Origin of the sequence: Streptomyces sp. NPDC047000, assembly GCF_040644295.1 — a bacterium.
In the GTDB taxonomy this organism is placed as follows: Bacteria; Actinomycetota; Actinomycetes; order Streptomycetales; family Streptomycetaceae; genus Streptomyces.
Map to the genome: position 1 here is coordinate 75,939 of NZ_JBEYWE010000006.1, position 12,807 is coordinate 88,745.

The window sequence follows — 12,807 nt, forward strand, 5'->3', positions numbered from 1 at the left end:
CGCCCCGGGGCGGTTGTTGCGAAGACTTTCGGATATCGGTGCGGGTCATTGACGCGGGAGGGGCGTGAGCTTACGGTCCCGTCCGGCGACGCGAATGTCATTCGGTATTCCGAACAGCAACGGCCCCCGCGCTGAAGGAGCGTCCACGATGAGCCGTACCTCCCGCACCGCCCGCGAGCACCGCCGTGCCTCCCGCCGAACGGCGCTGCTCGCCGTCCCCGCCGCGGTCCTGCTGGCCCTCGTGCCCTCGACCGCCTCCGCGTACCCGAACCCGGGGACGGTCACCGGGTCCGTCGTCGTGCACGACCCGACGATGATCCGCGCCGCCGACGGCCGCTACCTCCTCTACGCCACCGGCGGCGGACTCGCCTACCACACCTCCACCGACCGCGTCGCCTTCAGTGCGGGCGCCGACGCCTTCTCGACGCGGCCGAGCTGGTGGTCGTCGTACGGCACCACCGAGGCGTGGGCGCCGGACATCTCGTACCACGGCGGCAAGTACCTGATGTACTACGCCGTCTCCACCTTCGGCTCCAACAAGTCCGCCATCGGGCTGGCCGGTTCGACGACCGGGCTGCCGGGCTCCTGGAGCGACTACGGCACCGTCTACACCTCCAGCACCTCCAGCGACTACAACGCCATCGACCCGAACCTCTTCGTCGACGACAACGGCACGTGGTGGCTCTCGTTCGGGAGCTGGTGGACCGGGCTGAAGATGATCCGGATCGATCCCTCCACCGGCAAGCAGCTCGCCTCCGACACCACCCGGTACTCGACCGCCTACCGCCCGACCGGGACGAAGGCCGTGGAGGCGCCGTACGTCGTCAAGCGGAACGGGTATTACTACCTCTTCGCCTCGTACGACACCTGCTGCGCCGGCACCAGCTCCACCTACAAGGTCAAGGTCGGCCGGGCCACCTCCGTCACCGGGCCGTACTACGACAAGAGCGGCGTCGCGATGACCGACAACGGCGGGACACCGGTGCTGGAGTCGCACGGGCGCTACATCGGCCCCGGCGGCCAGTCGATCATGAAGGACGTCGACGGGGACCTGATCGTCTACCACTACTACGACGGCGACGACAACGGCACCCCGAAGCTCGGCATCAACCTGCTGGACTGGAGCAGCGGCTGGCCCGTCGCCTACTGACGGCGTCAGGGGTGCGTGCCGGCCCGTCAGCCCGCCTGCCCCGTCCCGGCCGCGCTGGGCCAGCTCTGCGGGTTGGGCCAGCCCGTCGCCGGGGCGGGGGAGAGGCCGTTGGTGCCGCGGACCTGGGCGGCGGTGAGGCCGCCCCGTGCGGGCACGCCGGGCGGGGTGGGACCGGTCATCGGGACGTTCATCGAGGCGTTCATCTGGCCGGGTACCGGTCCGGGCGGGGCCATCGGGGGCGGCGCCTGCATCGGGCCCGGCGCCTGCATCTGGGCCGGTACGGGCATCTGGGCCGGTACCGGCATCGGCCCGCGCGCGACCATCGCGGCGGGGACGCCCTGCACGCCCGGCATGCCCGGTGCGGTCATCGGTGCCGCTACCGCCGCCGCGGCAGGCATCCGCATCGGCTCCGGCATCCGCATCGGCTCGGGGACGCCCAGCGGTTCGGGCAGGCCCAGTGGTTCGGGCACGCCCATCGGGTACGGTCCCGCGGCCAGCGGGTCCGGAGCGGGCACCAGAACAGGCACCGGCACCGGAACCGGTGCGGGCTGTACCGGGGCTGCCGCCGGTACCGGCATCCCGTCGGCGCCCGGCACTGCGGCCTGGGCGGCGACGGGGAGCGGCATGCCGGTGCCGGCGGCCGGGGCGGGGGGCAGCCCCGCGACGGGGCCGGCGCCGGCGGCCTGTGCGAGGCCCCGCATTCCGGCCCCGTTGGTCTCGCTGACCAGCCGGTCGACGGCCGCCGTACCCGAGCTGTAGCCGTTCGCGACGGCCTGCTCGGGCACGGCGGCGCCTCTCCTGGTCCCGTAGAGCACCTGTTCCAGGCCGGACACCAGGCGACGCACGTCGACCTGGGGGCGCACCACGAGACGCAGGAAGCGGCTGGACGAACCGATCTTGTTGCCGCACTCGCGGACCAGGATCCGGTGCTCGGTGAGCATCCGGTCCCGGACCACGGTGCCCTCGGCGCCCACGGGGAGGCGCACGAAGAGGAAGTTCCCCTGGGAGGGGTAGACCGTCAGACCGGGCAGCGCGGAGAGCTGGCTCGCCATGTCGAGACGGTCGCGGCGGACCTGGTGGAGGCTCTGCTGGTACTCGGCGCCGTGCTCCTTCAGCATGAACACCACGTGTTCGGCGAAGGAGTTGAGGTTCCACTTGGGCAGCATGGAGCGCACCCGCCCGGCCAGTGCCGGGTTGGCGACCAGATAGCCGAACCGGATGCCGTGCAGGCCGAAGTTCTTGCCCAGGCTGCGCAGCACGACCACGTTGGGCCGCAGCATCGCCTCCTGGACGACGCTGGGTTCGGCCTCGGCGTCGGCGAACTCGAGGAACGACTCGTCGATCACCACCAGGTCCAGGTCGGCCATCGCGTCCATGAACTGCACCACCGAGTGCTTGGGCAGGAAGCCGCCGTCGGGGTTGTTGGGGTTGCAGATGACGGCGGTCCGGGTGCCGCGCGCGCGGATGAACTCGCCGTACTGGGCGAGGTCGAGGGCGAAACCGGCGGACTCCTGGAGCGGGAACATGTCCACCCGCTTGCCGGTCTCCATCGGCTGGTCGGTCCAGCGGCCGAAGGTGGGCACGGGGACCGCCAGGGACTCGCGCACCAGGAGATGGTCGAGCCAGGTGATGAGTTCGGTGGAGCCGTTGCCCATCGCCACGCACTGCGGGGGCAGCCGGAGCAGACTGCACAGTTCGGCGGTGATGGTGTCCGCGCCGCTCGGGTAGTACGTGATGATGTCGCGCAGCCGGGACGCCATGTCCTCGAACATGGCCGGGGTGGGGAAGTACGGATTGCAGGGGATGCAGAAGTCCACCGGCCCGGCACCCTCGCCGCCCTCCCGCGCCAGCGCAGCCATCGAGGGGCTGTGCGCCGCGGTGCTGCGGAACAGCGAGGTGACGTTGTCGGCCATGGAACCTCCGTACGGGGCGGACCCGGCGGGGGGAGGACCGGGGCCGTCTTCTGGGCGGCCCGCGCGGGGGAACGCGGGCCGCCCTTACGTACGGCGCCGGGCGGCGCGTTGTTCAACCGTTCGGAGATCAGGAGGAGAGTGAGGAGAGGCCGGGGAGAGACGGGCGGAATCCCGGGAGGACGCCGGGCCGAGCCCCGCAGGGCTCCGCGTCCGGGCGGGTCCCGCATCCCCGCCGGTCGCAACCTTCGCTCAGGGGCCGCACGGCCATTGACGGGAATCGCCGTCCCGGCCAGGATAAGGCTGTAATTTCGAACAGTGGTCGATATATCGAACACTTGGGAAGGAGGCGGCGGATGAGCGCCGAGCACGATGGGCAGACGGGTCCCGAACCCTGCGTCGTGGGAGTCGACTACGGCACGCTGTCCGGGCGGGCCGTGGTGGTACGGGTCCGGGACGGCGCGGAGCTGGGAACGGCGGAGTACGCGTACCCGCACGCCGTCCTCGACCGGGAGCTGCCCGACGGCACACCGCTGCCCCCCGACTGGGCCCTTCAGGTGCCCGCCGACTACGTCGACGTCCTGCGCCACGCGGTGCCCGCGGCGCTCGCGCAGGCCGGGGTGCGGCCGGAGCAGGTGATCGGTATCGGCACGGACTTCACCGCCTGCACGGTCCTGCCGGTGCTGGCCGACGGCACCCCCCTGTGCGAACTCCCCGAGTACACCGGCCGCCCGCACGCCTACGTCAAGCTGTGGAAGCACCACGCCGCCCAGGCCCACGCCGACCGGATCACGGCGACGGCCACCGAGCGCAAGGAGCCGTGGATCGAGCGCTACGGCGGCAAGATCTCCTCGGAGTGGGAGTTCGCCAAGGCGCTGCAACTGCTGGAGGAGGACCCGGAGCTCTACCGCCGCACCGAGCGCTGGATCGAGGCCGCGGACTGGATCGTGTGGCAGCTGTGCGGCACCTATCTGCGCAACGCCTGCACCGCCGGCTACAAGGGCCAGCTCCAGGACGGCGTCTACCCCACACCCGAGTACCTCGCCGCGCTGAACCCGGACTTCGCCGGCTTCGTGGCCGACAAGCTGGAGCACCCCATCGGTGAGCTGGGCGCGCGGGCCGGCGGGCTGAGTGCCGAGGCCGCCGCGTGGACCGGGCTGCCCGAGGGCATCGCGGTCTGCGTGGGCAACGTCGACGCCCATGTGACGGCACCCGCGGCGGCCGCGGTGGAACCGGGCCAGATGGTCGCCATCATGGGCACCTCCACCTGCCATGTGATGAGCTCCGACCAGCAGGGCGTGGTGCCCGGCATGTGCGGGGTCGTCGACGGCGGCATCCTGCCGGGACTGTGGGGCTACGAGGCCGGGCAGAGCGGCGTCGGCGACATCTTCGCCTGGTTCGTGAAGAACTGCCTGCCCGCCGGGTACGCCGAGCGGGCGGCGGCGGCCGGGCAGAGCCCGCACGAGTACCTCACCGCCCTCGCCGAGACGCAGAAGGTCGGCGAGCACGGCCTGGTCGCGCTGGACTGGCACAGCGGCAACCGGTCCGTCCTGGTCGACCACGACCTCAGCGGCGTCCTGGTGGGCCTGACGCTCTCCACCCGGCCCGAGGAGATCTACCGCGCGCTGCTGGAGTCCACCGCCTTCGGCACCCGCACCATCATCGAGGCGTTCGAGACCGCGGGCGTGCCGGTCCGCGAGCTGATCATCGCGGGCGGCCTGATGAGGAACGCGCTGCTGATGCAGATCTACGCCGACGTCACCCGCCGCCCGCTGAGCGTCATCGCCTCCAAGCAGGGCCCCGCCCTCGGCTCGGCGATGCACGCCGCGGTCGCGGCCGGCGCGTACCCGGACATCCACGCCGCCGCCCAGGCCATGGGCAAGGTCCACCGGGCCGTCTACGAACCCGACCCGGACCGGGCCGCCGCCTACGACCGCCTGTTCGCCGAGTACAAGCTGCTGCACGACTACTTCGGCCGCGGGGCCAACGAGGTCATGCACCGCCTGCGCCGCCTCCGCACCGAGGCGTCCGAAGCCTCCGCCTGAGCCCTGCCCCGCACGCCCGAAAGGAACCCCGTCATGACCGCACCGAACGACACGCAGCAGGCCCAGGAGATCTGGTTTCTCACCGGCAGCCAGGGCCTGTACGGCGAGGAGACCCTGCGTCAGGTCGCCGACCAGTCGCGGAGCATAGCCGAACTCCTCGGCTCCGCCCCGCAGATCCGCCCCCGCCTCGTGTGGAAGCCGGTCCTCACCGACTCCGACTCCATCCGGCGGATGTGCCTGGAGGCCAACGCGTCCGACACCTGCGCGGGGGTGATGGTGTGGATGCACACCTTCTCCCCGGCCAAGATGTGGATCGCCGGGCTCAGCGCCCTGGACCGGCCCGTGCTGCATCTGCACACCCAGTACAACCTGTCGCTGCCCTGGTCGAGCATCGACATGGACTTCATGAACCTCAACCAGGCCGCCCACGGCGACCGCGAGTTCGCCCACATCGAGTCCCGGCTGGGCGTGACCCGCAAGATCGTCGCTGGTCACGTCACCGACGCCCGGGTCATCGAGCGGGTCGCGGCCTGGTCCCGCGCCGCGGCGGGCCGGCAGGCCTCGCGCACCCTGCGCCTCGCGCGGTTCGGCGACAACATGCGCGACGTCGCCGTGACCGAGGGCGACAAGGTCGAGGCGGAGATGCGCTTCGGGTTCTCCGTGAACACCTACGGGGTCAACGACCTGGTCGCCGTCGTGGACGCCGTCGGCGACAAGGAGGCCGCCGCCCTCGCCGCCGAGTACGGCGAGCAGTACGACCTGGTGCCCATCCTGCGCCCGGACGGCCCCCGCCACGACTCGCTGCTCTACGCCGCCAAGATCGAGATCGGGCTGCGCGCCTTCCTCACCGACGGCGGATTCTCCGCCTTCACCACCAACTTCGAGGACCTGGGCGGCCTGCGCCAGCTGCCCGGCCTCGCGGTCCAGCGGCTGATGGCCGACGGCTACGGCTTCGGCGCCGAGGGCGACTGGAAGACCTCCGCGCTGCTGCGCACCATGAAGGTCATGGGCGACGGACAGCCCGGCGGCACGTCCTTCATGGAGGACTACACCTACCACCTCGGCCCCGGCGTCCCGCGCATCCTCGGCGCGCACATGCTGGAGGTCTGCCCGTCCATCGCCGCGGACCGGCCGCGCTGCGAGATCCACCCGCTGTCGATCGGCGGCCGCGAGGACCCGGTCCGGCTGATCTTCGACGCCGCTCCCGGCCCCGCCATGGTCGTCGGCCTCTCCGACCTCGGCGACCGGTTCCGGCTGACCGCCAACGCCGTGGACGTGGTGGCCCCGAGCCAGCCGCTGCCCAACCTGCCGGTGGCCCGCGCGGTGTGGCAGCCGCGCCCGTCGCTCGCCGAGTCGGCCGAGAGCTGGCTGCTGGCCGGCGCCCCCCACCACACCGTGCTCAGCGCGGCCGTCGACCTCGAGACGCTGACCGACTACGCGGCCATGCTCGACGTCGAGCTGCTCACCATCGACGAGAACACCACGCCGGGTCAGCTCGCCAAGGAGATCAGGTGGAACGCCGCCTACCACCGTCTCGCCCAGGTTCTGTGACGCACGGTCCCGCACGCACGAGAAGAGGAGACACGCGATGACCGTACACGTCAGGGACGGGCTGCGGCAGGAGGTGCTGGCGGCCAACCTGGCCATCCCCAAGGCCGGTCTGGCCACGCTCACCTGGGGCAACGTGAGCGGGGTCGACCGGGAGGCGGGGGTCTTCGTCATCAAGCCCTCCGGGGTCCCGTACGAGGACCTGAAGGACGAGCACCTGGTGACGGTACGGCTCTCGGACGGCGCCGTCGTCGGCGGCGACCTGAAGCCGTCCACCGACACGGAGACGCACCGCTGCCTGTACCTGGCGTTCCCGTCCGTCGGCGGGGTGACCCACACCCACTCCACCCACGCGGTGGCCTTCGCCCAGGCGCGCCAGCAGATACCGGTACTGGGCACCACGCACGCGGACACCTTCAACGGGCCCGTCCCGGTCACCCCGGACCTCACCGCGGAACAGTGCGCGAAGGACTACGAGTACAACACCGGCCGCGTCATCGTCGACATGCTGAACAGTGACGACGACCGGGCGGCCGAGGTGCCCGGCGCGCTGGTCGCCAACCACGGGCCCTTCACCTGGGGTGCCACCGCCCGCAAGTCGCTGGAGCACTCCATCATCTGCGAGGCCGTCGCGGAGATGGCGATCCACACCATGGCGATCGCCGACATGGCCATCCACACCATGGCGCTGGCGTCCACGGCCCCGCCTCCGCGCCACCTCCTGAACCGGCACTACACCCGCAAGCACGGCCCCGACGCCTACTACGGCAACCCGGAGGTGACCGGAACCTGACCACCGCTCCCCGCGTGTGACACGCGAAGGCGGCCCGTGCACGGAGCACGGGCCGCCTTCCTGGTTCGTGACAGGCGTCAGTTGCCGAACGTGTGGACCGTCGTCGAGCGGTACACCTGGCCCGGCCGCAGCACCGTGGACGGGAAGGCCGCCTGGTTCGGCGAGTCCGGGAAGTGCTGGGTCTCCAGGCACAGGGCGTCACCCTGGCGGTAGGTGCGGCCGCCGCTGCCGGTGAGGGTGCCGTCGAGGAAGTTGCCCGAGTAGAACTGCAGCCCCGGCTGGTCGGTCGCGATGTGCAGGGTGCGGCCGGAACGCGGGTCGCGCAGCGTGGCCACGTGCTCGGGCCGCGCCGTGATCCCCTTGTCCAGGACCCAGTTGTGGTCGTAGCCCTTCGCCTGCACCTGCTGGACGTGTCCGGCGCGGATGTCCCGGCCGACCGTCTTGCCCTTGCGGAAGTCGAAGGGGGTGCCGGAGACCTTCGCCAGCTCGCCGGTGGGGATCAGCCCCGTGTCGGTCGGCGTGTAGCGGGAGGCGGCGATCGTCAGCTCGTGGTCCTCGATCGTGCCGCTGCCCTCGCCGGCCAGGTTCCAGTACATGTGGCTGGTGAGGTTGACGACGGTGGCCTTGTCGGTGACGGCCTCGTAGTCGATGCGCCAGTCTCCGTGCCGGGTGAGGGTGTACGTCACCTTCACCTTCAGCGTGCCGGGGTAGCCCATCTCGCCGTCGACGCTCGTGTAGTGCAGGTACAGGCCGACGTCGGAGCCCTTCACGAACCCCTCGACGTCCCAGACCCGCTTGTCGAAGCCCTTGGCGCCGCCGTGCAGGCTGTTCACGCCGTCGTTCACGGAGAGCTGGTAGCTCTTGCCGTCGAGGGTGAACCGCCCCTTGCCGATACGGTTCCCGTAACGGCCGATCAGGGCGCCGAAGTACGGGCTGGAGGCGACGTACTCGTCGACGCTGCCGAAGCCGAGGGAGACGTTCGCGTAGCGGCCGTGCCGGTCGGGGATCTCCAGCGACTGCACGACACCGCCGTAGGAGAGGACCTTCAGCCGGGTGCCGCCGTTCTGCAGCGACCACCGGTAGACCTTGGTGCCGTCGGCGAGCTTGCCGAAGAGCGACTTCACCGGCTTCCCGCCGTCCGAGGCGTGTGCCGTGCCGCCGAGCGCCGTGGCGGCCACACCGGCCGCCGCCGCTCCGGCGATGACCGTGCGTCTGTTCAGTTCCATGTGCGGCTCCTCCTGTCTGCGGCCCGGTCCGGCTCCGGGGGCGTGCCCCCGGAGCCGGACCGGGCCGAACGAGGTCGGTTCCCGCGCCGCGCGCGGCGCGGGAACCGGCTGCTTACGAACCGGACTTGCGCTTGTTCCACACGTCGAAGCCGACCGCCGCCAGGAGCACCAGGCCCTTGATGACCTGCTGCCAGTCGGTGCCGATGCCGACGAGGTTCATACCGTTGTTCAGCACGCCCAGGACCAGGCCACCGATGATCGCGCCGAGGACGGTGCCGACACCGCCGCTCATCGACGCACCGCCGATGAACGAGGCCGCGATCGCCTCCAGCTCGAAGTTGAGGCCGGCCTTGGGAGAGGCCGCGTTGAAGCGGGCGGCGAAGACCAGACCCGCCAGGGCCGCGAGCATGCCCATGTTCAGGAAGACCAGGAAGGTGATCTTCTTGTCCTTGACGCCCGACAGCTGGGCCGCGGGCAGGTTGCCGCCGATGGCGTAGATGTGCCGGCCGATGACCGCGTTGCGCATCACGTAGCCGAAGCCGACGAGCAGCACGCCCAGGATCAGCAGGACGATCGGGGCGCCCTTGTAGCTGGCCAGCAGCATGGTGAGGGTGAGCACCGCGGCGCCGATCGCGACCAGCTTCAGCACGAACAGCTTGGCGGGCAGGACCTCGAGGGCGAACTGGTGCTGCCGCTTGCGGTCACGCAGCTCCTGGAAGACCACGAACGCGATCAGCGCGATGCCCAGCAGCAGGGTGAGGTTGTGGTAGTTGGTGTCCGGGCCGACCTCGGGCAGGAAGCCGTTGGCGACCTTCTGAAGACCGTTCGGGAACGGGCCGAGGGTCTGCCCGTCCAGGACGATCTCGGTCAGACCGCGGAAGACCAGCATGCCCGCCAGGGTCACGATGAACGGTGGTATCCCGCCGTACGCGATGAAGAACCCCTGCGTCGCGCCCGCCGCGGCGCCGACGAGCAGGCACAGCACGACCGCGACCGGCCAGGGCAGGTCGTGCTTGACCATGAACACGGCCGCCATCGCGCCGACGAAGGCGGTCAGCGAGCCGACCGACAGGTCGATGTGGCCCGCGATGATGACCAGCATCATGCCGATCGCGAGGATCAGGATGTAGCTGTTCTGCAGCACCAGGTTGGAGACGTTGCGCGGCAGGATCAGGTCGCCGTTCGTCCAGATGGCGAACAGCACCACGATCAGGCCGAGGGCGATCAGCATGCCGTACTGCCGCATGTTGCGGCGCATGCCGTCCAGCATCAGCTGGAGCAGTCCGTCGCCGCCGGCGGCGCCCTCCTTGCCGGGCGGCGCGGGCGCCGGCGTCTTGGCGGTCACATCCGTGCTCATCGGGTTACCTCTTTGTCCTTAGTCATCTGACGCATCAGCGCTTCCTGCGAGGCCTCGGCCCTCGAGAACTCGCCCGTCAGCCGCCCCGCGGCCATGGTGTAGATGCGGTCACACATACCGAGCAGCTCGGGCAGCTCGGAGGAGATGAAGACGACCGCCTTGCCCTGGGCGGCCAGCTGGTCGATGACCGTGTAGATCTCGTACTTGGCGCCGACGTCGATACCGCGCGTCGGCTCGTCCAGGATCAGCACGTCGGGACCCGCGAAGATCCATTTGCTGAGGACGACCTTCTGCTGGTTGCCGCCGGACAGCTTGCCCGCCGGTTCGAAGACGGTCGGAGCCTTGATGTTCATGGACTTGCGGAAGCCCTCGGAGACCTGCTGCTCCTCGTGCTCGTCGACGATGCCGCGCTTCGCGACCTTGCCCAGGGCGGCCAGCGAGACGTTGCGGTTGATGGTGTCGATGAGGTTGAGGCCGTAGTGCTTGCGGTCCTCGGTGACGTAGGCGATCTTGTGCTTGACCGCCTCCGCGACGGACTTGGTACGGATCTCCACACCGTCCTTGATGACCTGTCCGCCCGCGTACCGGCCGTAGGAGCGGCCGAAGACGCTCATCGCCAGTTCGGTGCGGCCGGCGCCCATCAGACCGGCGATGCCGACGATCTCCCCGCGCCGTACCTGGAGCGACACGTCGTCGACGACCTTGCGCTGCTGGTCGATGGGGTGGTGGACGGTCCAGCCGCGGATCTCCAGGGCCGGGGCGTCGCCGATCTCGCCGTCGTACGCCGTCCGGTCCGGGAAGCGGTGCTCCAGGTCGCGGCCCACCATGCCGCTGATGATCCGGTCCTCGGTCGTCTCCGGGTCCTTCACGTCGAGCGTCTCGATGGTCCGCCCGTCGCGCAGGATCGTCACCGAGTCCGCGACCTTGCGGATCTCGTTGAGCTTGTGGGAGATGATGATGCAGGTGATGCCCTGCTTCTTCAGCTCCAGGATGAGATCCAGGAGCTTGCCGCTGTCCTCGTCGTTGAGCGACGCCGTCGGCTCGTCGAGGATGAGCAGCTTCACCTTCTTCGACAGGGCCTTCGCGATCTCCACGAGCTGCTGCTTGCCCACGCCGATGTCGGCGACGCGGGTGTCGGGGTGATCGCTGAGACCGACCCGCCGCAGCACCTCGGTGGCGTGCCGCAGCGTCTCGGTCCAGCTGATGATCCCGCGCGTGGCGTGCTCGTTGCCGAGGAAGATGTTCTCGGCGATGGAGAGATAGGGGATGAGTGCCAGTTCCTGGTGGATGATGACGATGCCGTGGTGCTCGCTCGCCCGGATGTCCTTGAACCGGCAGACCTCTCCTTCGAAGAGGATCTCGCCCTCGTACGTGCCGTACGGGTGCAGGCCGGAGAGGACCTTCATCAGGGTCGACTTGCCGGCGCCGTTCTCTCCGCAGATGGCGTGGACCTCGCCCTGCTGGACGGTCAGGGTGACGTCCGACAGCGCCTTGACGCCGGGAAAGGTCTTGACGATCGAGCGCATTTCCAGGACGGGTCCCGCCATGGTCGTGCCTTCCAATCAGCGTGGGTTGAGGGGCTGGTGGGGGAAATCCCGCCGGCTCACTTGAGGTCGCTCGCCTTGATGTAGCCGGAGTCCACGACCTCCTTCTGGTAGTTGGTCTTGTCGACGCTGACCGGCGTGAGCAGGTAGGCGGGGACGACCTTCGCGCCGTTGTTGTAGGTCTTGTCGTCGTTGGTCTGCGGCTTCTTGCCGTTGAGCAGGTCGTCGACCATGGTCGAGGCCACGTCGGCGAGCTTGCGGGTGTCCTTGTAGACGGTCATCGACTGCTCGCCGGCGATGATCGACTTCACCGAGGCGACCTCGGCGTCCTGGCCGGTGACGACCGGCAGCGGCTTGTCCTTGGAGCCGTAGTCGTCGGACTTCAGCGCGGAGAGGATGCCGATGGAGATGCCGTCGTAGGGCGAGAGCACCGCGTCCACGCGCTGGCTCTTGTACGCCGAGGTCAGGATGTCGTCCATGCGCTTCTGGGCGGTGCCGCCGTCCCAGCGCAGGGTGGTGACCTGGGTCAGGTTGGTCTGGCCGGAGCGGACCACGAGCTGCTTCTTGTCGATGAAGGGCTGCAGGACCTTCATCGCGCCCGAGAAGAAGTAGCGGGTGTTGTTGTCGTCGTTGGAGCCGGCGAACAGCTCTATGTTGAACGGGCCCTTCTTGGAGCCGTCCTTCAGGCCGAGCTTCTCCAGGATGTAGTTGCCCTGGAGCTCGCCGACCTTCTCGTTGTCGAACGAGGCGTAGTAGTCGACGTTCTTGGTGCCGAGGATGAGCCGGTCGTAGGAGATCACCGGGATCTTGGCGTCCGCGGCCTGCTGGAGCACGTTGTTCATCGACTTGTTGTCGATGGACGCGATGATCAGCGCCTTCACGCCCTGCGTGATCAGGTTCTCGACCTGCGAGACCTGCTGGTCCGGGTCGTCCTCGCCGTAGACCAGCTTGGTCTTGTAGCCCTTGGACTCCAGGTTCTTGACGACGTTCTTGCCGTCGGCGATCCACCGCTCCGAGGACTTCGTCGGCATCGCGATGCCGATGGTGGCGCCCTTGGCGTCGCCGCCCTTCTCCTTGCTCCCGCCCGAGCCGCTCTGGCCGCAGGCGGACAGGGTCAGGGCGAGGGAGGCGGCCGTGGCGATGGCGGCGAGAGTGGCTCTGCGAGTGCGCATGATCATCTTCCTTGATGTCAGTGATGCAGGGTCCGGTCTGGCGGTGTGCAGACGGTGCGAGC

Annotated in this window: 9 protein-coding genes; 4 read left to right on the plus strand and 5 right to left on the minus strand. The window is 69.6% G+C overall.

Annotated features, from left to right (window positions below):
* The first annotated feature begins 148 nt into the window (after positions 1 to 148).
* Positions 149 to 1,150, plus strand: a complete 1,002-nt coding sequence (locus ABZ862_RS12515) for an arabinan endo-1,5-alpha-L-arabinosidase (protein WP_360956247.1) — start codon at positions 149 to 151, stop codon at positions 1,148 to 1,150.
* Between the two features lie 26 nt (positions 1,151 to 1,176).
* On the opposite strand, the gene ABZ862_RS12520 is transcribed toward ABZ862_RS12515, so the two are convergent.
* The gene (locus tag ABZ862_RS12520; RefSeq protein ID WP_360956249.1) at positions 1,177 to 3,063 is read right to left on the minus strand and encodes an aminotransferase class I/II-fold pyridoxal phosphate-dependent enzyme; all 1,887 of its coding nucleotides are present in this window, start codon (positions 3,061 to 3,063) and stop codon (positions 1,177 to 1,179) included.
* Between the two features lie 353 nt (positions 3,064 to 3,416).
* Between ABZ862_RS12520 and araB the strand changes: the two genes are divergently transcribed.
* The 3 genes from araB to araD are packed head-to-tail and all read left to right on the plus strand — an operon-like array spanning position 3,417 to position 7,446.
* On the plus strand, positions 3,417 to 5,105 hold the full coding sequence (gene araB, locus ABZ862_RS12525; protein ID WP_360956251.1) for a ribulokinase: 1,689 nt from the start codon (positions 3,417 to 3,419) through the stop codon (positions 5,103 to 5,105).
* Between the two features lie 33 nt (positions 5,106 to 5,138).
* The gene (araA, locus tag ABZ862_RS12530) at positions 5,139 to 6,656 is read left to right on the plus strand and encodes an L-arabinose isomerase (protein WP_360956253.1); all 1,518 of its coding nucleotides are present in this window, start codon (positions 5,139 to 5,141) and stop codon (positions 6,654 to 6,656) included.
* A gap of 37 nt (positions 6,657 to 6,693) precedes the next feature.
* A complete protein-coding gene (gene araD, locus ABZ862_RS12535; protein WP_360956255.1) occupies positions 6,694 to 7,446 on the plus strand; it encodes an L-ribulose-5-phosphate 4-epimerase AraD in 753 nt (250 codons plus the stop codon).
* A gap of 77 nt (positions 7,447 to 7,523) precedes the next feature.
* Here araD and ABZ862_RS12540 read toward each other — a convergent pair whose 3' ends face one another.
* The 4 genes from ABZ862_RS12540 to chvE all read right to left on the minus strand — a co-directional run bounded on the left by ABZ862_RS12540 (position 7,524) and on the right by chvE (position 12,745).
* The gene (locus tag ABZ862_RS12540; RefSeq protein WP_360956257.1) at positions 7,524 to 8,672 is read right to left on the minus strand and encodes an aldose epimerase family protein; all 1,149 of its coding nucleotides are present in this window, start codon (positions 8,670 to 8,672) and stop codon (positions 7,524 to 7,526) included.
* A gap of 112 nt (positions 8,673 to 8,784) precedes the next feature.
* The gene (gene mmsB, locus ABZ862_RS12545; protein WP_360956259.1) at positions 8,785 to 10,029 is read right to left on the minus strand and encodes a multiple monosaccharide ABC transporter permease; all 1,245 of its coding nucleotides are present in this window, start codon (positions 10,027 to 10,029) and stop codon (positions 8,785 to 8,787) included.
* Positions 10,026 to 11,576: a multiple monosaccharide ABC transporter ATP-binding protein gene (gene mmsA, locus ABZ862_RS12550; RefSeq protein WP_360956261.1), complete on the minus strand. Its 1,551-nt coding sequence runs from the start codon at positions 11,574 to 11,576 to the stop codon at positions 10,026 to 10,028. The genes mmsB and mmsA overlap by 4 nt, the downstream gene beginning before the upstream one ends.
* Positions 11,577 to 11,632: 56 nt before the next feature.
* Entirely contained in the window at positions 11,633 to 12,745 is a 1,113-nt protein-coding gene (chvE, locus tag ABZ862_RS12555) for a multiple monosaccharide ABC transporter substrate-binding protein (protein ID WP_360956263.1), read from the minus strand.
* Between the last annotated feature and the right edge of the window lie 62 nt (positions 12,746 to 12,807).